Source organism: Marinicrinis sediminis (genome assembly GCF_042685085.1).
In the GTDB taxonomy this organism is placed as follows: domain Bacteria; phylum Bacillota; class Bacilli; order Paenibacillales; family KCTC-33676; genus Marinicrinis; species Marinicrinis sediminis.
Genome location: NZ_JBHUMM010000037.1, coordinates 105,605 through 127,562 on the forward strand (window position 1 = coordinate 105,605; position 21,958 = coordinate 127,562).

A 21,958-nucleotide genomic window follows, 5' to 3' on the forward strand; every position below is an offset into this window, starting at 1 on the left:
TACGATTGAACCATGAAAAAAGCAAGGTCACACGCTTCATTCATCCCGCTTCCATTTGCTTTTCCTACCCCTTATTCCTTCGAAAAGCTGCGGTTCGACTGCTAAGCAGGACAAGCAGAATCGCCATCACAGGAATGACCCATTCATACGACGTATGGACATGCTTCAGCCAATGCTGAACCGCTGCGTCCCTCACCAGCATCTCACCCGCAGTATAGGCGAGAATGGCAGCGCCTGCCAGGTGGAGCACCGGATAGCGGTCCATCCAGCTCATCATCATCGTGCTCCCCCATATAATCATCGGTATACTGAGCGCAATGCCTGCAATCAAGATGCCGAGATGTCCATCGGCGATGGCGGCTACGGCCAGCACATTATCCAGACTCATAATGAAATCAGCTACGATAATCGTCCATACCGCTGACAGCAAATGTCGGGAGGCCTTCAGTTCCCGCTCCTCTCCCCCCTCCCCGGTCAGCTTGATCGCAATATAGAGCAGGAGCAGGGCCCCCAGCGCTTCAATGAATGGAATTTTGAGAATAAACACAGCCACAGCCGTTAGCGCAATCCGCAGCACAACAGCACCCAGTGCCCCCCACCAAACCGCTTTCTTTCGATCTTTGGGATGCAGGTTCTGGCTGGCCATCGCAATGACCACCGCGTTGTCTCCACTTAATACGATATTGATCAGCATAATCTCTACAAATATCCACAGTGCTTCCATCCGAACACCCCCTGTACACATGTATGAACAAGCTGCCCTGGATATGAACAGGAATTTGTTCGCTTGACGTTTTCATCGCGATTTATATATAATGACGATATAAAGTTCAAAGGGGAGTAGCTGTACAGCAAAGTCGTCATTACGGGTCCATGCCCCGGCTTTGTTGGCAACGAAACGGAACATCCCGCGTTAGCGTTGTTAGCAAGACCTTTGCCTTCTTATTTGAGGTGGGGGTCTTTTTCTATTGCCTTTTTTTAGAAAAAGCCTACATACTTTATCGATGGATGTGTCAACCAGCATGGATGGTGACAAAGAAAAGTGGAAATATATAATATTGAGGGAGTGGTATGATGGATCTGTTTTCAGTAGAGTTTTGGACGGCGTTGGCGACAATCGTATTTATCGATTTGATTCTGGCGGGTGACAACGCCATTGTCATTGGCCTGGCCGCAAAAAACTTACCCAAACACCAGCAGAAAAAAGCCGTGTTCTACGGTACATTCGGAGCAATCTTCATTCGGGCACTCGCCACCATCTTCGTGGTCTACTTGCTCAAAATTCCGTTCCTGCAACTGGCTGGAGGCCTTTTGCTGATCTGGATCGCCTACAAGCTGCTTGTGCAAGAGGAAGAGCATGATATTCAAGCAGGCAGTAGCTTGTTCGCTGCAATCCGAACCATTATCATTGCAGATGCCGCGATGGGTGTCGACAATGTCATCGCCGTTGCAGGTGCCGCTCACGGCAGCATCGTGCTCGTCGTTCTCGGCTTGTTGATCAGTATTCCAATCGTCGTCTGGGGCAGCACCCTTTTCATCACGCTCACAGACAAATACCCTTTCATTATTTATATCGGTTCTGGTATTCTCGCCTATACGGCAGCCAAAATGATTACACATGACAAGAAGCTCGTTCATTTCTTTGAGGACAATTCCTATCTGACCTGGTTATTAGTCATTATTGTCGTGGTTGGCGTACTAGCCGGAGGCAAGATGGTAAAGGAACGCAAAAGAAGACAAAGAAAAACGGAGGCTCACTAGAGCCCCCGTTTTTTTTTGGCCTAAAACAATGCATCCATTTCCTCATCCCTGGTTTGAATACTGGTCTGAACACTGGTCTGAACACTGGTCTGAACAGGTGCATGTTCTCCTGATTTGATTACCATGATCTCCGTTTGACTGACCGCTTTCTCGATTTCATCCTCCAGCCAGTGCATCTCCTGTTCCATCTTCTCTACTACCCGGAGATTGGGATTTGTACTCGGTGACTTCGGAAGAAAAATGGTACAACAATCCTCATAAGGCAGAATAGACGTTTCATACGTCTCAATTTTCTCGGCCAGTCGAATGATTTCATCCTTTTCCATGGTTACAAGCGGACGAAGTACAGGCAGCGTATTGACCTTGCTGATGACCTGCAAGCTCGACAGCGTCTGGCTGGCTACCTGCCCCAGGTTTTCCCCCGTTACAATGGCTGCGGCATTTTGCTGCTCAGCCAATTTTTCCGTTATTCGAAACATGGCTCTTCTCATAAGTGTAATCAGCAGATTGTCTTTCTTCATTTGCTTGAGTCCCGTCTGAATTTCTGTAAACGGCACAAGATGAAGCTTGATCTGATCCGTATACGCACTCAGGATGCGGGTAAGGTCGATCACCTTTTGCGTCGCTTTCTCGCTGGTATACGGATAACTGTGAAAGTGCACGGCTTCAATCTGAATGCCTCTGCGCATAGCCAGCCAGCCCGCAACCGGACTGTCAATACCACCGGACAGCATCAGCATACATGTGCCACTGCTTCCTACCGGAAGGCCTTTGGCCGCCTGTACAATCTCGGAGAAGAGGTATGCACCTTCCTCCCGAATCTCCACCGTCAGCTCTACTTGGGGTTGATGGACATCCACTTTAAGTTCGGGCATGCGTGACAAGACATAGCCTCCGATCAGTGGCAGCAGTTCTTGTGTACGATGAGGAAATTTCTTGTCCGCCCGTTTCACTCTCACCTTAAAGGTTGCGGGCTCTTCAGCAAAGCTCTTCATAATCGCATACGATGTTTGCTGGATGTCTTCAAGCGCTGCCGCGCACTTCACGACGGGGCTGAACGAGGATAATCCGAATACTTTCTTCAGCGCTTCTCTGATTTCCTCATAAGGCTCATTGTTCAAGCGAATAATGATCCGCCCGAAGGTGCGGGTGACTTCAATCTTCGGATAGGGCTTGAGCGTTCTGCGAATATGGGTCATCACCTGCTGTTCGAAACGTGTCCGGTTTCGTCCTTTCAGTGTAATCTCGCCAAGTCGCAATAAAATATGATCCGGTTGCATCAATGTCGGTTCCTCCTTACTTACTGATGTGTGCCTGTAATTCGCGGACAGTGTCGCTTATTCTGCCTAGCAGGGTTTGTATATCTGCTTCTGTATGGGTCGGAGCCAGACTGATGCGCAGACCGCTGGTTGCCCTTGCCCTGCCTACACCCATCGATTCCAGAATCCGGCTGGGCTTGCTCTCACCAGATGCGCAGGCAGAACGGGTAGAAATATAGAGATGATGACGTTCGAGTGCGTGCAGGAACACTTCTGATTTCATGCCTGGGAATGAAAAATTCACGATATGAGGCGCAGCTTCCTGCTGACCATACGACCCATTCAGCACGAGTCCCGCTTGTCCGGCAAGGCCTTCCACCAGTTGTGCCTGCAACTGCCTGACCCTGGCTTCCTTCTGATCGAGATGATCCAGCGTCATGCGGAGCGCTTTTGCCATCCCGACGATGGCCGGCAGATTCTCTGTCCCCGAGCGCAAGCCGAATTCCTGCCCGCCGCCATGAATAAGGGGGACCAGTTCGAGATTGCCCGGTTTGATCAGCATGCCTGCTCCGCGAGGTCCTCCGAATTTGTGTGCAGACAAACTGATGAAATCAGCGTGCAGATCGGACAAGGAAAATGGAAACTTGCCGATGGACTGCACGGCATCCACATGAAAAAGGATCTTCTTGAAGGACCGAAGCTTTCTGCCTATCTCCGAGACAGGCTGAATCCGTCCCGTTTCATTATTGACATGCATGACGCTTACCAGAATGGTATCGTCACGGATCGCATCCAGCACATCTTTCACCTGTACACGCCCTGTGGCATCAGGTGCGATGTAGGTGACATCAAATCCCCAATGCTCCAGCTGTCTAAACGACTCGTACACACAAGCATGCTCGATTTGGGTGGTAATCAGATGCTTGCCACGGTTCTGATATCGCAGTGCCGCTCCCTTGATCGCGAGATTGTTGCTCTCCGATCCACTGGAGGTAAAGATCACCTGTTCATCCTTCACCTTCAGCAGTCCCGCGATGACCGCTCTGGATTTATGTAGCAGCCTCTCTGCTTCCATGCCCAAATGGTGGAGCGACGATGGATTGCCTGTATATTTCTGCATGACCTCACCCATCACTTGAACCACCTCGGGATAAGGGGGCGTTGTTGCAGCATGATCCAAATATATCATGGATATCTCCTTTGTTGCTTTCGTCATATTCCAACAAATGATTGTACACCTTTTTTCTTCAACACGCCAGTTCTCTTTTATGGTATAACGCGTCGTGCATCCGGTTATGATGATAACAAATCGGGAAGGAGCGTGGAACGGATATGACGAAAATGCTGCTTGGCATCAACCTGATTTATTTGTTTCTGATTTTGCTGGCCTTTCATTTCCTGCTGTACATCTCGCTGGGCACAGATACGTGGCTCGCAACCTCAATATTGGCCGCGTCTGTGGAAACCCTAACGATCGGGATCATCCAGGCTTTCATCCGCAACAAAATGAAGGCTTGAAGCGTGGAAGCGTGGAGGAGTAGAAGAAAAAGGTGCTGCCGGAAATCACCGACAGCACCTTTTTTCTGTTCATTTTAATCCGACTCATATCCACACTGTGCCTTCTCCCGTCACGTATATAACGGCAATAACACGAAATAAGCTACAAACGAGAGAATGCCGATACCAATCGACCAGACACCTAATCCTCTGCTTCCTCTCGTGTAAGCAACAAAACCTAAGATAGCGGCAACCGGACCTAAAATGGACGGGATGACAAACAGCGAGGCGATCGCCAACACCAGGGCAAACAGTCCAATGGTGGAATCCTGGGCAGATTTTCGCTCTTCCTGCTCGGCTTCCTGCAGATGAGACGACGCTGCAGACGGTGCCACCTCTGCTGCAAACTCTTCCTCATCAGCCTTCATGGCGTCTTCACGGAGGACATTGGGCATCAGGGAAGCCTTGGACGCCACCTCTGCTTTCGTTCCCGAATCTGAATCTGAATCTGAACCTGCATATGCGTGCGCATCCGCATCTTCCGCTTCCTTCAACTCCTGCTGGTCCATCAGACCCAGCTCTTCCTGTACTTCTTCATCCGTCTGATCCTTGTATCCGGCACCAAGTGAAGCACCGAGACCGGTCTGCAAGGTCACATTGGATATGCCCGGCTCCTGTGTTTTTTCTTCCTCTTTACCTACATCCTTTGTTCTCACGAACAGCCCTCCTGTCCTTACGCTTGTTTTTGCTTGGGCTTAAAGGTGTGGCAGCACGTGCTGGAACTTTTGGAAGCCGTGTCCTTGTGGGACACTGCGATAGGCTCCTGGGCGAATTCAGCGGTATAATCCGCTCCTGCATGCTGATCAATATCAATGTTGATCATGGGAGCACCACATTGATTTCCCGTATCCCAGAACGCACAGTTCGATACTGAACATTTGACTCCTTCTGGCATTGTCATCACCTCCATTAACAATGTTCCCTGAAGCGACAAACGCTATGTACCCACCATTTGACATCCATCTGCAAGGGAGGCATATCGGGCGGTACGAGTACCGGACAACGCAAAAAGCCACGTGCTGCATTCATACAGCACGTGGCTTTTATTTCGTTTAGATTAGAACAAAGGGCTAGGGTCTGGTTACACCCGTTCTCCCTGCATGCGTTTGTGGTTCACATAATCGGTCTCATAGTAGGAAAGCAGCTCACGCAATTCCTCAAAAATTTTCGACAGCTCCAGCGTCACATCCCGCACTTCTCGTTGCGGCTTTGAACGAAAACGTATGGCATCTTGTCCGGTGTAAGCGTATCGACCATCTTCTGAATAGCATTCGTGCTTCGGATAGAAGAAACTGTTGACCACATTATGATACACCTCATACAGCACTTTCTCCGAGACGCTTTCATTGAAAACCGGGCGTCTCAGTGCAATTCCGAGCTTTTCATACTCCACTTCTGAAAAAACCAGTAGATGTCTTAAATCTGCCAAATAACCTTTATAGAATTCTTCCATCTCATCGTTTTCCATTTCGAAGGAAGAAAGATTGTAATGATTTAAGAACTTTTCCATTTTTTCATTGGCGTTTTTGAGACTGGCTTTCGTGGTTTCACATAATGATTTCACATTTTGTACCGGCATTGTGTAGACCTCCTTCAATGTAGCAAGCAATTCCTATCCCCATCCTACCATAAAATGCGAATAAACGTAACATTTATTCATCCCTGTTTCGACGCTTGCATAAAGAAGCGCTCCTTTTTTCAATCTAAGAAGACAGCCTGACTGACAATAACGAGGACAGAAAGGAACATACACCCATGAGAAAATGGATACTCACAGCGGGCCTGGTCGGAGTCACGGCTTTTCTGGTGTTGTCACCATCCTACGATCGCCCTTCTGACTTACCGGATGAAGAGCAAACGAATCAGATCCAGCCCTTATCCGTTCAGCAAGAAATGAACATGAAGCAGGCGGTCATTGAAAGGGATGTCAGTTTGACAGACGAATTGTGCCGCAAGCAGTGCTCGCGGGATTTGAGGCAGTTCCTTAGCAACAACGCCAACCGCAAGCATACCGAATTGGAACAGGCGGCCCATCATTTTCGGGTAGCCCATCCCTATATGCGGTATATGGCCTGGCATATGGAAGGCAAGACCAGCTTTAGCGGCAAGATTCCGCCCGAGGCCAAAAAAAAGGCACTGCCCCATCTCAGCCAGGCTACTGCTTCGGCCTTGAAGGGGAAACATTATCTGTCTCCTAACTTTACAGCCGGGAAGGAAACGTATTATGCCATTGGACTTCCCCTCGATGGCGGGAAGAAATTTGTGACCGCTCTTGTTCAGCGACAACTCCAGGGGGATATTGCCATTCATCAGCGAAAGAATCTGCGAGTCGTGCCCTATCCGAGCGACAAGCGCTTCAAGATTCAGGCCGCGGACAGTGACGATCTGGAGAAGCGGCGCGTGGATCATCCAGAGGAGAATGAAGGAACAAGCCATTATTATGTGTCACAAGTGGTGGTCAGATTCAAACAGGAGCCTAGTCCTCAGGCGCTGGAGCAGATGAAACAGGAGACGGGTGCCATTTCCGCCAAGAAATTGGGATATACGTATGTCTTTGAATCCAAGTCAATGAACATGGAAGAACTGAAGAAATATTTTCAAAACAAAGGAGCGGCTTACACCGAGCCCCATTATTTGTACATGACGAACGAGAACTCGCCCGATTTTCTGGATAATCCCAACGACGAGCTGTACGAGCCGTACCAGTGGAATTTGCCAGCCATTCATACGGTTCAGGGATGGGAAATCGCCAAAGGTGCAAAAGAAATCATTGTCGCTGTCATTGATACCGGTGTAGACCTGGATCATCCGGATCTGCAAGGACGCCTGGTAGAAGGCATCAATATCGTAAATGAACAGCTTCCCCCTGAGGATGACGTCGGGCACGGTACTCATGTTGCTGGAGTCATTGCAGCAGGCGTAAACAACGTAGAAGGGATCGCCGGTCTGAGCTGGTACAATCGCATTATGCCAATTAAAGTGCTGGATGAAACAGGCGCAGGCAATACCTACAATGTTGCGGCAGGCATTATTTGGGCGGTGGATCACGGCGCCAATGTCATCAATCTGAGCCTGGGCAATTATGCGGAGGCGCAATTTCTTCATGATGCTGTGCGGTATGCATATGATCATGATGTGGTGCTTATTGCTGCCACGGGCAATGACAATACGGAACAGCCAGGCTATCCCGCTGCCTATCCGGAAGTATTTGCAGTAGGCGCTACGAATCAGGCACATGAAAAAGCCATCTTCTCCAACTATGGCTCCTATCTGGATGTAGCCGCACCAGGAGAAAACATCGCCAGTACGTACATGGCGGGCAGATACGCTGCGCTGTCAGGCACGTCGATGGCCTCTCCTCATGTGGCTGCCCTGGCGGCCATTCTTCGTGCCGCTAATCCCTCATTGCGGGCAGATGAAGTGATGGAGGTGATGAGACGGTCTGCGACCGATTTGGGTAAAGAGGGGCATGACGCCTATTTCGGATTTGGACAAATTGACATACAGGTGGCACTGCAACAGATTCAGCAGAACACGGACCGTCTCTCCTTGTTCCTGTATCCAGAGCAGCTGGAGCAAGAACTGAGCCGACTGCGCACCTCTTCCTTCTCTACACAATAAAGCGGTGGGGGATCATCCCTCACCGCTCTTTTGCTGCTTGCACAGCCTCCATGCCTATCTTTCAGAAAGTAGAAAGTTCCTTCACGAATTGACTCCACTCAATGGCTGATTTCGCTGAATGTGCAACTGATCCTGTATCCATTGTAGCTCGTTTGTGATCTGTTCGAAGGGTTTGGGACCGAACCATTCAATGGAACCATCCATCCCTGGCATCTCCCGCTGCAGCCAGTCCAAAATTTCTTCATATTGCACCGCTCCGCTCTCAAGCGGAACGATTCCTTCTCGTGAACCGCTTGGCGCATAAACATTCAGTGGCTCAAACACCGATAAAGACTGACGGTCTCTGACATTTTTCAAATGCACATGACTCACCCATGGCTTTAGGGTTCGGATCGCTTCAATCGGGTGTATACCCGATTCCCACATATGCAGAAAATCGAGATTAACCCGAAAGGCAGGATGTTTCACATCATGCAATAGACGCAGCGTACTAGGCAAACAGTCCGCGAGCGTACCCGGATGGGTTTCAATTAGCAACAGTTTGTCATGCTCATGCGTATACGCTGACAGTTGCTTGAAGATTTCCACATATTGATACCATTGCTCCTCTGTGATGCCACAGCTGCCCCGATCTCCTGCAAAAATTCGGATTTTTGCACATTGAAAGGCCTCTGCCATTGCAATGAGCTCATCCATCTGAGCCAATCGATCTTCCTGGGTGCGCTGCGCGGAAAAATCCACATAGTCACTAATCATGGAAACCTTTAATCCGTTCTGTGCCAGTTGCGCTTTCAGCAAGTGCACCTGGTCATCAAAGCGATGACAGATTGAGCGCGCATGTACTCCCCACAGTTCTATCCCCTGAAATCCCCTGCGGGCAGCAAACTGAATCAGATCAGATAGTGAAACCAGTTCATGGCGAAAGGATATGGTACATAATGATATGTTCATGAGTTTTGTTCTCCCTTCTTGACAAGTCGGCCCGGATGACCGTTCTCCCAGTTCATGATCAGGGATGGATGCCGGTTCAGTGCCACCCAGCTCCCTTTATCACGACAATGGTTGATTGAAATGCTGCGCCCCACATACTATGGCTGAATTTGTGTAACAAAGGTATGCACTTTCCCTGTATACGGATGAGGCGCTATCCTTTTTACAGACTCCACCTCCACCACTACCTGTTCATGAATGTAATACTTGAGGAACGAGGATACTCGCGCCTGAATCATGAATAGGGGCAACTCTCCATAACCGGGAGCCAGGCATAAACGAAATATTTCGTAATCAAGCTGAATCATCTGGTAGCCTTTGAAGCCGAATTCCTGAGAAAGCTGTGTGAAGAACTTATCGAGGTCATGAAAAACAGACGCTGGCAATTGACCTTCACGCAAACGAATGTGCTCATAGCGAATGGGCAGCAGATCCAGTATTTTTTGACCGTCTTTCTCTTTCACCATCGCGCCCATATCGCCAGTTCGGTAGCGAATAAACGGCAGACTTTTCATGTAATAAGATGTGACGATAATTTCGCCCATCTCTCCATCACCAACCTGCGATCCTGTCAAAGGGTCCAGCACCTCGACATAAACGGCTTCCTCGTCTATCTCCAGCTTTCCATTCCGATTGGAAAACGCAACGCACCAGAACTCCTCAAGGCCATAGTAGTTCACAACGGGACGCTGAAACACCTGTTCAATATTTTCTTTTTGTTGAGGATGAAGACTTTCACCCCAATTTTGAATAAACTGAAGATTAGAAGGGAATCGCAAAGATTTTCCTCTTGAGACGATATAATCTGCGATGGCGGACAATGCTGAGGCAGGCCCCTGTATAAAATGTGGCTGTTGCTCCATCATTTGTTTCAGATAGCGCTCACAGTCCGAGGGCGCACAGGTCATCATGTTGCTGACAAGCAGCATACGATGCCTGACTGGCAATCCCCATTTTTCGCGATGCTTGTACATCACAAGGGACAGCTTCATCATTTCGTCGACTGACTTGACACACCGAAAAGGAACGCCTGTAGTACCGGATGTGAATGACTCGCCTGTGGTTCCGGTAATGGGCAACTCCAATTCTGCTCGGTGTACATGCAGGATATTTTTGTCCATGATTGGAAATTGTGCAAGCAGTTTCTCTGCATCCATTTCCCTGTTCATCATATGTGACAATGACCGGTAGTAAGGATAATATTGCACCGCATGGTCAAGGCGGTCCATCAGTTTTTGATGTTGCGAAACGGTGGTAATCATACAAAGCACTCCTGTAAACATATCCTCAATCTCCATCATGCAGATCCCTGAATCCGATACCTCGTGTATATCGTCCGCCGTTCCTCCTTCCACATTGAAATGAAATGAATATTCCGAATTTTTAGAAAATTATATCGTAATCGCTTTCATAGTGAACAACGATCATCATAGTTCCTGTAACCTGTAACTAACCTCTAACGGCTATCGTGCACAAACAGCATGCAATCGTTTGCGTTTGATTAATATCTTATTCGTTAATTCACCACCTTCCTGCTATTGATGGCTGCGTTCGCTCCATTTACCTGGATGATATCCATCATAACCAGAGTCAATTTAACTATATCAAACAATCTTTTACATGATCAACCACTTTTTTTCTATTCTTAAAATGAAAAAAATCGACAGCATTTTGTTGAACCCGTCTCGGATTCTGCCATCGATATCGTTTCACGAACAGAAATAAATGAAAGATTAAGTTGATTCTGCGCTGCATGCAATGGTTTCCCTGAAAGTTTGCCGTAAGCCGGGTTCTGTCCTTCCAGTGGTCGTAACGGGAACCACCCTCCCACCGTTGAAGTGACAATCATCTATCTAGGCCATCCATTGCTGGATGGCTCAAGCGACCAACCTGACGCACCTCGGGCTAAGGCTGTACGCGAAGTACGGCGTCCATTAGGTCTTGCTCCAGATGGGGTTTACCAGGGAAAAAGTCACCAGATTCCCTCGTGGTCTCTTACACCACGGTTCCACCCTTGCCTGTGCGTGAAACACGCCATCGGCGGTCCATTTCTGTGGCACTATCCTTCAGCTCGCGCTGACTGGACGTTATCCAGCATCCTGCCCTGTGGAGCCCGGACTTTCCTCCCGTGGCTCATGCCACCGGCGATTGTCCGTCAAACTTTCAGCTGCATACAACAGTATACTGTGAACCAGAACGAAACTCAACCACTAATTAATGGGGCTTCATACCTGTATTTACCGCTAGACGAACTGAAACGGATCGGTTTTCGTCTCCGATACCAGCACGTTCGTAGAAGAAAATTTGCTGGCTGCCAGTCGTTTTTCCAAATAGGCGGCCACCGGAGCTTTCATGATCTCCTCCGCATGATGTCCGGGATCAATTAGAGTCATCCCGGCTTCCAGTGCATCCTGCGCCGTATGATAATCAATATCGCCCGTAATATAGACATCCGCGCCTGCGAACAGGGCACTGGACAGATAACGAGCCCCCATGCCGCCAAGCACCGCCACTTTCTTCACCGGGGTGTCCAGTTCGCCGACAACACGAGACATGGATAGGCCAAATGCTGTCTTGACCTGATCGTTCAATGCCCGAAGGGTCATCGTTTCCGACAATTCACCCACTCGACCAAGTCCAAGCGGTTTTCCTTCCAGCTTCAGTGGATAGAGGTCATAGGCCGGTTCTTCGTAAGGATGGGCCTTTTTCAGTGCGGCGAGCACCTGATTGCGAATGGCTACAGGCACGATGGTTTCCATCCTCACTTCGGCTACACTCTCCAGCTTTCCTTGCTCCCCAATAAACGGCTGGGTACCGGATTCCGGGAGAAAGGTGCCGGTTCCCTCGAGGTTGAAGCTGCAATGGCTGTAGGAACCGATCCATCCTGCTCCTGCACGCATGATCGCGGAGCGTACTTCCTCCTCCTGCGCTTTCGGTATGAACACGACCAGTTTCTGCAGTTCTTCTTCACCCGTTTTCGCAAGTACCCTGGTTTTTTGAAGACCTAGCGCTTGCGCCATCATATCGTTGACACCGCCTTCGGCGATATCCAAATTCGTATGTGAAATATACACCGCAATGTCGTGTTTGATCAGCTTTTCGTATTTGTGTCCTGCCGGGGTATCCGTCTGCAGGTGCTTGAGCGGCCTGAACATAATCGCATGGTGGGCGATAATCAGATCCACGGACCTGGCAATGGCTTCATCGATAACGGCATCCGTCACTTCCAGGGTGATCATGACGTTTTTTATTTCTTTTTGCAACGTTCCTAGCTGCAATCCGATCCGGTCATCCGGCACCGCGATAGACTTGGGCACCCATTCTTCCAGCCACTGGATCAGCGTTGCTCCTTTTGCAAACAATGTACAACCTCCTTGATTCGCTGCAGTCTATGGGCAAATTGCTCTCTTTTCGAGATCGCCTCCGGTTGCTCTGACTGCGCCATATTCACGAGAATCTTCTCCATTTTGTGTGTTTCGGATTGCCACTTTTCCAACCAGGCGCTGGCAGGATGCTGAATCAGATAGGGGCCGTACTGGAACAGCTCATCCTGTGTGACAGCGAGACCGCAGGACAAGGTCAGTGAATCTGGATACACGTCCCCGATTTCTGCATCTTCAGCCCGAACCGCACTGAGAATCTCATAGATTTTTCCGTCTTCCTTCAAGATCTCTTCAGTTTCAAGCTTCCAGCCGTTTTGCACGAGCCATCTGCGTACGGCTTCTTCACCCACATTGGGTTGCAGTACGAGCTGTTTCACGGCTGCAAGCTTCTCACGCCCTGCCTGCAGAATCTCTACGATCAAGCCGCCCCCCATGCCCGCAATCGTGATGCAATCCACTTGGTCGTCCTCACTTAGAACGTCCAAGCCATTGCCGTGACGCACCTCGATGTGCTCACTCTGGCCGTAGGCCTGAACATTTCGCCGGGCTGCTCGCATCGGGCCCAGGTTGACTTCTCCGGCCCATGCATGAAGCGCGATCCCCTGTTGGATCAAATAAATGGGAAGCAGGGCATGGTCAGAACCAATGTCTGCCACTCGGCTTCCCCTTTTTACATATGAAGCAATCGCCAGCAATCGGCGGGAAATACGAATCATGAATTCACAACCCATTCCGTCCACTTTTTTCTTGACATAAACAAGCTAACCGCTGTTATCAAAATTTTCAGCAGCAGGACAGCCTGTGTCACTTCGGTAATCATATCACGGATAAACAGCATGTACAATTCAGGGACGAACCAGAGAATCAGTCCGTTTGCGATATAGACCATGCCAATTGATCTGATTCGCATACCGAACATCCAGCCCACCCAGATCAGAAGCAGAGACAACGGTACCCACATTCCCTGAATCAGGATCCATGAGGTTTCCGATTCGAATCGCTGGTGCAGGACCCAGGAATAGCCCAGCAGCAGAACAGCCACTCCGCTAAAATGAAAGATGGGCATTTTGGCGGCGATCCCCGTAGCCATCCACCATAAACAGCAACAGACAAGCCACGCGCCCTTCACCCAGGATGGGATACTCCCCTCTGTCTCCAACTGATTTAAGATATGTAATCCAAACAACATGACTCCGATAAAGGAAATCCCGATCATCATTTGCGCGAATAAAGGCTGCGTGTCCTTCTTCACCCAGCCATACACATAGAGACCCAGTCCGGTAAGACCGGCGATACCTGCCTGTATCTCCCATGACAAATGCAGAAAATGAACAGACAGGATGCTGATCAGAGCGCATGCCAATGAAATGAAAATCCACACTTTAGGACGACTCTCACGAATTTTTTTTGCCGAGCTCTCTATGACATGACCGCTCGTCTCTTCCTTGTCCGTGTACAGATTATACAGAAAATCGCAGTACTGCTCCGGGAGAAGTTTACTTCTTCGCCAATGCTCGATTTCGTGCAGCAGTATATTCCTTTTTTGCGCATCCACCCTGTCCACCGCCTCTCATTTTCATCAATCACCTGGAAATGGAGAAAAAAAACCTTAACTGCAAGCAGAAAAGGTTTTGCTGAATATAAAATGAAGTTAATGGGATGTCTCTCCTGAATGAAACCTATTCGAGGAAGTCCTTCAGGCGCTTGCTTCGACTCGGATGTCTCAATTTTCTCAGTGCTTTCGCCTCGATTTGACGAATTCGCTCACGTGTGACGCCAAACACCTTTCCAACTTCTTCCAGCGTGCGTGTTCGACCATCATCAAGTCCGAAGCGAAGACGAAGCACGTTTTCCTCACGCTCTGTCAAGGTGTCGAGGACGTCTTCCAGTTGTTCTTTCAGCAGTTCATAAGCCGCTGCATCAGACGGGGCCAGCGCTTCCTGGTCCTCAATGAAATCACCGAGATGGGAATCATCCTCTTCCCCGATTGGCGTTTCCAGGGATACTGGTTCCTGGGCAATCTTCATGATTTCCCGTACCTTCTCGACGCTGAGCTCCATTTCCTTGGCAATTTCCTCCGGTGCCGGTTCACGACCCAATTCCTGAAGAAGCTGACGGGAAACGCGAATCAATTTGTTGATCGTCTCTACCATATGAACCGGAATACGGATCGTTCTGGCCTGGTCCGCAATCGCTCGTGTAATGGCCTGACGAATCCACCATGTCGCATAGGTACTGAATTTATAGCCTTTTGTGTGGTCAAATTTCTCAACGGCTTTGATCAAACCCATGTTTCCTTCCTGAATCAGATCCAGGAACAGCATGCCTCGACCTACATAGCGCTTGGCGATACTGACGACGAGACGCAAGTTGGCTTCAGCCAGTCGGCGCTTTGCCTCTTCATCGCCCTCTTCAATGCGCTTGGCAAGGGAAACTTCTTCTTCTGCGGACAAAAGCGGGACTCTTCCGATTTCTTTGAGATACATCCGAACCGGGTCATTGATCTTGATACCAGGTGGGAGACTCAGGTCTTCGTCGAAAGTAAAGTCATCATCATCGTTATTGGAGGACGTGGTGTTCATATCATCCGCCTCATTCACGACCTCAATGCCCAACTCTGCTAGATTTTCAAAAAACTCATCAATCTGTTCCGGATCTTGTTCATAAGGGCTCAGACGTTCCATGATATCTTTATATGTGAGAACCGAGCGTTTTTTCCCGATTTCGATTAGCTGTTCCTTGACCTGATCGAGCGTCAACTCTGGTTCGATGTCTGAATGCCGTTCGTTAGCCATAATCCAACTCCCTCCTCCCTGGAAGGTCTATCTTCACAATTGATCTACTTGCCTTTCAATTGTCTTTCCAGGGCTATGATTTCACTTCCTAGACGAATCGCGGTTGCTACATCGCCGTTTTTCTCAGCCTGCAGCATTTCTCGCTTTTTTTGCTCGATTTCTCTCAACTGTGGCACGATCCGGATATGACGGATATATTCATCGATAATTTCGGGGGAAACCTCCGGTTCTGATTCCATCAACAAGATTGAGCTTGCAGTCTGCACCAATTCATCAGACCGCAGGCTTGACACAAAGCGAGTCAAATCGACCTCTTCATGCTGAGCAAAAAAGGCATATAAGTAAGCAGCCAAAGCTGCATGCACTTCTACATGAAATTGATCTCCCAGCTTGGCCTGTACCTCTAGCGTTACATCACGATGATGCATCATCATGTACAGCAAGGTCCGTTCCGCATTATAATAGGCGGGCTTCAACGGGGAGACAGTACGGTTTCTATCATTCATTACAGTATTCCACGGTTTTTGTATATTATCCCCAATTCGCTGTTTTTTTTGGATTTCCTGCCTCATTTGCTCGATTTCCTGCTTTAATGTCCCGATTTCGATCTCGCTCTCCTGAGACAGTTCCTTCAAATACAATTCGCGTTCACTTGGGGTGGACAATTTGGATATAATCTGCAAAGATGATCGAATAAATTTGATTTTACTGTCAGGATCACGTCTGTTCCAGCGCTTTCTCACCCATTTGAGCTTGAACTGCGTGCTGGTCAAGGGCACTTCTATGATCTGCTGACGAAAAGCCTCTGGACCGTATCGGGCGATATAATCATCCGGGTCCATTTGATTGGGCAGCACAGCCACCTTTACTCTCAGCCGTGCCTGCTCAAGAATCGCGATGCTTTTGGCCGCTGCATTTTGACCGGCCTCATCGCCGTCATAGCAGATCAGCACCTCGTCTGCATAACGCTTCATCATCGCCGCATGCTCTTGAGTCAGAGCTGTTCCCATCGTGGCGACGCCATTTTTGACATCGGCCTCCCATGCTTTCATCACATCCATATACCCTTCAAACAAGACGACCTGACTGGTTCTTCGGATCTCTGTCTTCGCCCGATGCAGATTGTACAGCACCCGGCTCTTGTTAAACAGGATTGTTTCCGGTGTATTCATATACTTCGGTTGCTGTTCGGATGTTAGAACCCTGCCGGCAAAGGCAATCACCTGCCCTTTCCCATCATGAATGGGGAACATGATTCGATCCCGAAACAAATCGATATAACCGCGATCTGTTTTGCGTACCAATCCTCCCGCATCCAGCTGCTCCAATTCAAAACCCTTGCTGTCCAATACCTGTACGAGCTTATCCCAGAAAGGGGGAGCATAGCCTAGCTCAAAAGTTTGAATCAGGCGGTCTGTAATGCCTCTTTCATTCATGTACTGCTTTGCAGGCTTGCCCTGCTCCGTTCCCGTCAGGACAAGCTGGTAAAACTTGACCGACCATTCATTCGCTTCCCGAAGCTTTAATTTATTGCGCTGCTCGGGCGTATCCTGTTCGGGCCGCACACTCCAATGGACATTCATGCCTGCTTCCTCAGCAAGCTGGGTTACAGCTTCCGGAAAGCTTAGGGCGTCTATATCCATCACAAATCGAATGACATCTCCCGAGGCCTGACAGCCAAAGCAACGAAAAATCTGTTTCTCCTGAGAAACGGTAAACGAGGGTGTTTTCTCGGAATGAAAAGGGCACAAACCCATATAGTTCCGACCTTGCTTCGTCAGATGAACATGCCGACTAACCACTTCCACGATATCGCTTTGCTTTCTGACTTCATTGACATCTTCTTCCGGGATAAACCCACTGTTCATGCGGAGATCACCTTCGTCATTTTGCACTTTAAGTATTTCGCTGTGATGAATGATTTTCCTGCAATTCTACCAAAATTTTTGTCAAAGATTGTAGAAAGCGCTGACGATCTGCTTCCGTCATCGCTTTTGGCCCTTTTGTCCGCCCTCCAGCCCGCCTTTTTTTGGCATGAGTGTGACGGACAGCCAGCAAAAAGTCTATCTGATCCGGTGTGTATGTTTCCCCGCGATTGGACAGCGCTGTAGCCTTCTTGCCGAGGATCAGCGCGGCAAGTCCCAGATCTTGTGTAATGACGACATCTCCAGGTGAAGTATGGTTGGCGATGTACATATCGACAGACTGAAACCCGCGATCAAGCTGAACGGTGTGAATGAGCGATGAACCGGCGGGTTTTTCCAGGTGATGATCATAAGAGGCAATCATGAACACCTCCACCTGGCATTTTTCCGCTACCGCTATAATTTCTTTTTTGACGGGACAGGCATCCGCATCTACATAAATACAGGGCGCAGCATTCAATCAGATGTTCTCCGTTTCTGTCATCAATTTCTAACTATTATATACGATACCCGCAAAAAAAATCCTGCATGCTTTTCTTGTCTTTCTTCCATTACCCAAGCCGATCAAGCTGAAACGGCAAGCGCATTAGCAATTGCGTGCAGCACTAGCGGTTCTGGTGGGAAAACCATTCGAGGATGACACTCGCTGTTTCCTCTACGGCCTTGTCCGAAACATCGATGACCTTGCAACCGAGTCTGTCCATCAAATCTACGGCGTAAGCCAGTTCATCCTGTATCCGATTGGTATTCGCATAATCCGCATCTTCGTTCAAACCAAGCGACTTCAGACGTTCCTTGCGTATGGCATTCAGCTTGCGGGTACTGATTTTCAGTCCAACGATTTTCTTCGGATCTGCCTCAAACAATTCATTTGGCGGCTTGATCTCCGGCACGAGCGGTACATTGGCTACCTTAAAGGATTTGTAGGCCAGATACATAGACAACGGTGTTTTCGATGTGCGGGAAACACCAACCAGCACAACGTCTGCTTTCAATATGCCACGAGGGTCTCGGCAGTCATCATACTTAACCGCGAATTCCACCGCTTCAACCTTTTTGAAGTAATGCTCGTCCAGGCGGTGAACCATGCCGGGAAGATGCTTGGAGGTCAGTCCGAGTTTCTTCTCGAAGCGATCGACCACCGGACCCAGCACATCGATACAGACCAGTTGAAGCTTCAGCGCCTGATCGAGAATGTATCTTCTCAGCTCAGGAACGACGAGTGTAAAGGCAATGACCGCTTCGTGTCTTATGGCTAGCTTCAGCACTTGATCAATCATATCGATGGAATCAATGAAAGGGAATCGCTTGATTTCCAGATGAACAGGGTGGAACTGAGCAGCAGCAGCCCGGACAACCGATTCGCCAGTTTCCCCGGCGGAATCCGAAATCACATACACCTTCAAGTTGTCTGAGGGGGAGATAGGTGTCTGCATTAGGCACCGACCAGCTTTTTGAAATCCGCAAAGCGTGAGGTCAGGCTGGCAATGTTCTTCAGCAAGGCCAGACGGTTTTCACGAACAGCCTGATCTTCCGCCATGACCATGACGTTTTCAAAGAACTGATGGATCGTTCCTGTCATCTCCGAAAGAACCTGCAGGGCTTCTTCCTGTTTGCCCTGCTGCAGGAAAGATTCAAATTCCACAGCTGCCTGCCGCCATGCATGGGCAAGTGCTTGTTCCTCTGAAGTTTCCAGATATTCATCGCTGACATGATCGTGCTCCGCTTTGGCTGCCAGGTTGCTCACCCGGTTGAAGGCCTCTGCAATCCCTTTCCAGTCATCACCCTGAACCGCCGCAGACAGAGCTTTCGTTCTGCCAATGACGTCACCAATGTGATCATATCCAGCTGCCATGACCGCATCGACCACATCATAACGTGCCGCATCTGACAGCACGTTCTTCACTCTGAGGCCGAAGAAATCCGTCAATTCCTTATTCAACGTTTCCGCTGACTGGTGAGCCAATCCTGCTTCCTGCAATACTTCGCTGGCAATAGCGAACAACCCGGATAACGAAATGGCCAGATTGTGGTCCTGTAGAATCTGCACGATGCCCGCGGCTTGTCTGCGCAGGGCATAAGGATCTTGGGAACCGGTCGGGATGATGCCAATCGAGAAGCAGCCAGCCAGTGTATCAAGCTTGTCAGCCACACTGACTACAGCGCCAGTGATGGAAGCTGGAGAGGCATCGCCGGAAAACCTTGGCTGATAATGCTCGAAAATGGCCTGCGCCACTTCTTCCTCTTCGCCTGCCTTGCCCGCATAATCGGCACCCATGACGCCTTGCAATTCCGGGAATTCATAGACCATTTGTGTCACGAGATCAAACTTGCAAATGTTGGCCGTACGTTTGATCCGCTCAATTTGTTCCGGATTGAGATCCAGCGCTCTGGCGATTTTCTTGGCCATGCTGCGAACTCTTCGCACCTTGTCGCCAATCGTGCCCAACTCCTCATGAAACACGACTTTCTCCAGTTTTTGCAGTGCCGTATCAATCGACAGCTTTTGATCTTCTTCATAGAAAAAACGGGCATCCGACAGACGGGCTCTCAGCACTTTCTCATTTCCCTTGGCCACCTGCGCAAGATTTCGATCGTCCCCGTTCCGTACGGTAACGAAATAAGGCAGCAACTGACCTTCGTTATTTTTGACCGGGAAATAGCGCTGATGCTCTCTCATGGATGTAATCAATACTTCCTGGGGTATAGTTAAAAATTCGGTTTCAAACGTCCCGTATAAGACGGTGGGATATTCAACAAGGTGCACAATTTCTTCCAGCAATCCTTCGTCAATATCGATGCGCCAGCCTTGCTCTTTGGACAACTGATCAATTTGCTCCAGAATCATTTCCTGACGCGTATGCTGGTTCACGATCACCTTTTGTTCTGCCAAACGCTCCGTGTACACACTCGGCTGTTCAATGGCAGTCGGTTTGCCGAGAAAACGGTGACCCTCCGATTGGTTGCCGGACGTCACACCTGTGATCTCAATCGGTACAATCTCTTCTCCGAATAATACGACCATCCAGCGAATTGGTCTCACAAATTTCAATTCATACTGATTCCAGCGCATATTTTTCGGAAAATGCAGACCTGTCATCATCGCGGTCAATTCTTTGGCGAGCAAGTCCTTGGTATGGAGTCCGATGCTGTTTTTGACAGCATGCACATATTCAACCCCGTTGATCTCTTTCATATACAGTTGATCCGGATCGACTCCCTGACCGCGTGCAAAACCGAGCGCTGCTTTCGTCCATTGTCCGTCCGCATCCAAAGCAATTTTCTTGGCCGGACCCTTCGCTTCTTCCTGCATGTCCTCCTGTTTCTCGACCATGCCGGTCACGTTGAGTGCGAGGCGTCTCGGCGTCGCATAAGCTTCCAGCGATTCATAGGAAATTCGGGAAGCGTTCAACCATTCCTCGAACTTTTTTGAGAGTTGGTCGATAGCACCCGGAATAAAACGAGCTGGCACTTCTTCCAATCCGAGCTCCAAAAGAAAATCCTTTGCCATCTTACTCCACTTCCTTTCCTTTTAATAGCGGGAATCCGAGCTTCTCTCTCTCTTCCAGATACACGGCTGCCACTTTCCTTGCCAAATTGCGGACACGGGTAATGTATCCGGTTCTCTCCGTCACACTGATCGCCCCTCTGGCATCCAGCAGATTGAATGTATGCGAACATTTCAGTACATAATCATAGGAGGGGAAGACGAGGTTTTGCTCCATCGCTTTCTTTGCTTCTTCCTCATACATGTTGAACAGGGTAAAAAGCATTTTGGTGTCCGACACCTCAAAAGTATATTTGGAATGCTCGTATTCAGCCTGGTGGAAGACATCTCCATACTGGATGCCGTCTACCCATTCCAGTTCAAATACATTTTCCTTGTCTTGTATATACGAAGCCAGTCGTTCCAGTCCGTACGTAATTTCGACGGAAACTGGGCTGGCGTCAATGCCTCCAACTTGCTGGAAATACGTAAACTGCGTAATCTCCATGCCGTCCAGCCATACTTCCCAGCCAAGTCCCCATGCTCCAAGCGTTGGAGATTCCCAGTTATCCTCTACAAATCGGATATCATGATCCAGCGGATTGATGCCGAGCGCCTTCAAGCTGTCCAGATAGAGCTCCTGGATGTTGTCAGGAGACGGCTTGAGAATCACTTGAAACTGGTGATGCTGATACAATCGATTGGGATTTTCCCCATAACGTCCGTCAGCCGGTCTGCGGGAAGGCTCTACGTATGCCACATTCCAAGGCTCTGGACCGATGCTTCTCAGAAAGGTCATCGGGTTCATCGTGCCTGCACCCTTTTCCACATCATAAGGCTGCACAATGATACAATTTTGCTTCGCCCAAAAATCCTGCAGCGTCAGAATCATGGTTTGAAAATTCATGCTCCACCATTCCTTTCATTTTCCATTTTCAATTTATGCAACCTAAAAAGCCTCCGTCCAGCTATACCTAAACAAAGGCATAGGGACGAGAGGCTGCTCCCGCGGTTCCACCCTATTTGGCAGCAGAACTTGCCTGTTCGCAAATCCGCACCCACTCTGATCGTAATCTGCATACTCCGAAATGCCTTCGCCGCTGCAATTGGCCAGGCTCCCACCATCCCCGGCTCGCTTTGCAATCTGATCAACGGTTACTCCTTTTCATCGACGCATGCA

At 49.1% G+C, this 21,958-nt stretch carries 20 protein-coding genes and 1 other RNA gene; 3 read left to right on the forward strand and 18 right to left on the reverse strand.

From position 1 onward, the window contains the following. Positions 1–64: 64 nt before the first annotated feature. A complete protein-coding gene (locus ACFSUC_RS12315) occupies positions 65–724 on the reverse strand; it encodes a TerC family protein (protein WP_379929911.1) in 660 nt (219 codons plus the stop codon). A 350-nt stretch (positions 725–1,074) separates the two neighbouring features. On the opposite strand from ACFSUC_RS12315, the gene ACFSUC_RS12320 reads away from it, so the two are divergent. Next, a complete protein-coding gene (locus ACFSUC_RS12320) occupies positions 1,075–1,761 on the forward strand; it encodes a TerC family protein (protein WP_379929912.1) in 687 nt (228 codons plus the stop codon). A 20-nt stretch (positions 1,762–1,781) separates the two neighbouring features. On the opposite strand, the gene thiI is transcribed toward ACFSUC_RS12320, so the two are convergent. Together thiI and ACFSUC_RS12330 are read right to left on the reverse strand one after the other, a co-directional pair. Further along, positions 1,782–3,041, reverse strand: coding sequence for a tRNA uracil 4-sulfurtransferase ThiI (gene thiI / locus ACFSUC_RS12325; RefSeq protein WP_379929914.1), 1,260 nt, complete (start codon positions 3,039–3,041; stop codon positions 1,782–1,784). Between the two features lie 16 nt (positions 3,042–3,057). Next, on the reverse strand, positions 3,058–4,209 hold the full coding sequence (locus ACFSUC_RS12330) for a cysteine desulfurase family protein (RefSeq protein ID WP_379929915.1): 1,152 nt from the start codon (positions 4,207–4,209) through the stop codon (positions 3,058–3,060). 143 nt (positions 4,210–4,352) lie between these two features. Here ACFSUC_RS12330 and ACFSUC_RS12335 point away from each other — a divergent pair, with 143 nt between their 5' ends. Next, positions 4,353–4,538, forward strand: a complete 186-nt coding sequence (locus tag ACFSUC_RS12335) for a hypothetical protein (protein ID WP_379929917.1) — start codon at positions 4,353–4,355, stop codon at positions 4,536–4,538. 110 nt (positions 4,539–4,648) lie between these two features. On the opposite strand, the gene ACFSUC_RS12340 is transcribed toward ACFSUC_RS12335, so the two are convergent. The 3 genes from ACFSUC_RS12340 to ACFSUC_RS12350 all read right to left on the reverse strand — a co-directional run bounded on the left by ACFSUC_RS12340 (position 4,649) and on the right by ACFSUC_RS12350 (position 6,156). Next, a complete protein-coding gene (locus ACFSUC_RS12340) occupies positions 4,649–5,233 on the reverse strand; it encodes a hypothetical protein (protein ID WP_379929918.1) in 585 nt (194 codons plus the stop codon). A gap of 17 nt (positions 5,234–5,250) precedes the next feature. Beyond that, positions 5,251–5,472: a DUF1540 domain-containing protein gene (locus tag ACFSUC_RS12345; protein ID WP_379929919.1), complete on the reverse strand. Its 222-nt coding sequence runs from the start codon at positions 5,470–5,472 to the stop codon at positions 5,251–5,253. 186 nt (positions 5,473–5,658) lie between these two features. Then, positions 5,659–6,156 carry a DUF3907 family protein gene (locus ACFSUC_RS12350; RefSeq protein ID WP_379929920.1) on the reverse strand — a complete coding sequence of 166 codons (498 nt, stop codon included), beginning with the start codon at positions 6,154–6,156 and terminating at the stop codon, positions 5,659–5,661. 176 nt (positions 6,157–6,332) lie between these two features. Between ACFSUC_RS12350 and ACFSUC_RS12355 the strand changes: the two genes are divergently transcribed. Beyond that, positions 6,333–8,198 (forward strand): S8 family peptidase, encoded by a 1,866-nt coding sequence (locus ACFSUC_RS12355; RefSeq protein ID WP_379929921.1) that lies wholly within the window; start codon positions 6,333–6,335, stop codon positions 8,196–8,198. Between the two features lie 81 nt (positions 8,199–8,279). Here ACFSUC_RS12355 and ACFSUC_RS12360 read toward each other — a convergent pair whose 3' ends face one another. The 12 genes from ACFSUC_RS12360 to glyQ all read right to left on the reverse strand — a co-directional run bounded on the left by ACFSUC_RS12360 (position 8,280) and on the right by glyQ (position 21,685). Next, positions 8,280–9,149 (reverse strand): sugar phosphate isomerase/epimerase family protein, encoded by an 870-nt coding sequence (locus ACFSUC_RS12360; protein WP_379929922.1) that lies wholly within the window; start codon positions 9,147–9,149, stop codon positions 8,280–8,282. Between the two features lie 137 nt (positions 9,150–9,286). Next, entirely contained in the window at positions 9,287–10,450 is a 1,164-nt protein-coding gene (locus ACFSUC_RS12365; RefSeq protein WP_379929923.1) for an AMP-binding protein, read from the reverse strand. A 504-nt stretch (positions 10,451–10,954) separates the two neighbouring features. Beyond that, positions 10,955–11,352, reverse strand: an RNA gene (gene rnpB, locus ACFSUC_RS12370) — RNase P RNA component class A. A 79-nt stretch (positions 11,353–11,431) separates the two neighbouring features. After that, positions 11,432–12,550, reverse strand: coding sequence for a Nif3-like dinuclear metal center hexameric protein (locus tag ACFSUC_RS12375; RefSeq protein WP_379929924.1), 1,119 nt, complete (start codon positions 12,548–12,550; stop codon positions 11,432–11,434). Then, complete coding sequence (locus ACFSUC_RS12380) at positions 12,526–13,287, reverse strand: tRNA (adenine(22)-N(1))-methyltransferase (RefSeq protein WP_379929925.1); 762 nt, start codon at positions 13,285–13,287, stop codon at positions 12,526–12,528. Before ACFSUC_RS12380 ends, ACFSUC_RS12375 begins: the two co-directional genes overlap by 25 nt. Further along, positions 13,284–14,126 carry a hypothetical protein gene (locus ACFSUC_RS12385; RefSeq protein WP_379929926.1) on the reverse strand — a complete coding sequence of 281 codons (843 nt, stop codon included), beginning with the start codon at positions 14,124–14,126 and terminating at the stop codon, positions 13,284–13,286. The genes ACFSUC_RS12380 and ACFSUC_RS12385 overlap by 4 nt, the downstream gene beginning before the upstream one ends. A 124-nt stretch (positions 14,127–14,250) precedes the next feature. Beyond that, positions 14,251–15,366, reverse strand: coding sequence for an RNA polymerase sigma factor RpoD (gene rpoD, locus ACFSUC_RS12390; protein WP_379929927.1), 1,116 nt, complete (start codon positions 15,364–15,366; stop codon positions 14,251–14,253). A gap of 44 nt (positions 15,367–15,410) precedes the next feature. Further along, positions 15,411–17,234: a DNA primase gene (dnaG, locus tag ACFSUC_RS12395; RefSeq protein WP_379929928.1), complete on the reverse strand. Its 1,824-nt coding sequence runs from the start codon at positions 17,232–17,234 to the stop codon at positions 15,411–15,413. Between the two features lie 28 nt (positions 17,235–17,262). Further along, positions 17,263–17,751: a YaiI/YqxD family protein gene (locus ACFSUC_RS12400; RefSeq protein ID WP_379929929.1), complete on the reverse strand. Its 489-nt coding sequence runs from the start codon at positions 17,749–17,751 to the stop codon at positions 17,263–17,265. A 145-nt stretch (positions 17,752–17,896) separates the two neighbouring features. Continuing rightward, positions 17,897–18,727 (reverse strand): pyruvate, water dikinase regulatory protein, encoded by an 831-nt coding sequence (locus ACFSUC_RS12405; protein ID WP_379929930.1) that lies wholly within the window; start codon positions 18,725–18,727, stop codon positions 17,897–17,899. Further along, positions 18,727–20,802 (reverse strand): glycine--tRNA ligase subunit beta, encoded by a 2,076-nt coding sequence (gene glyS, locus ACFSUC_RS12410; protein WP_379929931.1) that lies wholly within the window; start codon positions 20,800–20,802, stop codon positions 18,727–18,729. The genes ACFSUC_RS12405 and glyS overlap by 1 nt, the downstream gene beginning before the upstream one ends. Before the next feature lies 1 nt (position 20,803). Continuing rightward, positions 20,804–21,685: a glycine--tRNA ligase subunit alpha gene (glyQ, locus tag ACFSUC_RS12415; protein WP_379929932.1), complete on the reverse strand. Its 882-nt coding sequence runs from the start codon at positions 21,683–21,685 to the stop codon at positions 20,804–20,806. Positions 21,686–21,958 lie beyond the last annotated feature (273 nt).

Bases quoted from the DNA above. Each gene is read 5' to 3' on its own strand.
- ACFSUC_RS12315 (WP_379929911.1), bottom strand. From the start codon at position 724: ATGGAAGCACTGTGGATATTTGTAGAGATTATGCTGATCAATATCGTA.
- ACFSUC_RS12320 (WP_379929912.1), top strand. From the start codon at position 1,075: ATGGATCTGTTTTCAGTAGAGTTTTGGACGGCGTTGGCGACAATCGTA.
- thiI (WP_379929914.1), bottom strand. From the start codon at position 3,041: ATGCAACCGGATCATATTTTATTGCGACTTGGCGAGATTACACTGAAA.
- ACFSUC_RS12330 (WP_379929915.1), bottom strand. From the start codon at position 4,209: ATGATATATTTGGATCATGCTGCAACAACGCCCCCTTATCCCGAGGTG.
- ACFSUC_RS12335 (WP_379929917.1), top strand. From the start codon at position 4,353: ATGACGAAAATGCTGCTTGGCATCAACCTGATTTATTTGTTTCTGATT.
- ACFSUC_RS12345 (WP_379929919.1), bottom strand. From the start codon at position 5,472: ATGCCAGAAGGAGTCAAATGTTCAGTATCGAACTGTGCGTTCTGGGAT.
- ACFSUC_RS12350 (WP_379929920.1), bottom strand. From the start codon at position 6,156: ATGCCGGTACAAAATGTGAAATCATTATGTGAAACCACGAAAGCCAGT.
- ACFSUC_RS12355 (WP_379929921.1), top strand. From the start codon at position 6,333: ATGAGAAAATGGATACTCACAGCGGGCCTGGTCGGAGTCACGGCTTTT.
- ACFSUC_RS12360 (WP_379929922.1), bottom strand. From the start codon at position 9,149: ATGAACATATCATTATGTACCATATCCTTTCGCCATGAACTGGTTTCA.
- ACFSUC_RS12365 (WP_379929923.1), bottom strand. From the start codon at position 10,450: ATGATTACCACCGTTTCGCAACATCAAAAACTGATGGACCGCCTTGAC.
- ACFSUC_RS12380 (WP_379929925.1), bottom strand. From the start codon at position 13,287: ATGATTCGTATTTCCCGCCGATTGCTGGCGATTGCTTCATATGTAAAA.
- rpoD (WP_379929927.1), bottom strand. From the start codon at position 15,366: ATGGCTAACGAACGGCATTCAGACATCGAACCAGAGTTGACGCTCGAT.
- dnaG (WP_379929928.1), bottom strand. From the start codon at position 17,234: ATGAACAGTGGGTTTATCCCGGAAGAAGATGTCAATGAAGTCAGAAAG.
- ACFSUC_RS12405 (WP_379929930.1), bottom strand. From the start codon at position 18,727: ATGCAGACACCTATCTCCCCCTCAGACAACTTGAAGGTGTATGTGATT.
- glyS (WP_379929931.1), bottom strand. From the start codon at position 20,802: ATGGCAAAGGATTTTCTTTTGGAGCTCGGATTGGAAGAAGTGCCAGCT.
- glyQ (WP_379929932.1), bottom strand. From the start codon at position 21,685: ATGAATTTTCAAACCATGATTCTGACGCTGCAGGATTTTTGGGCGAAG.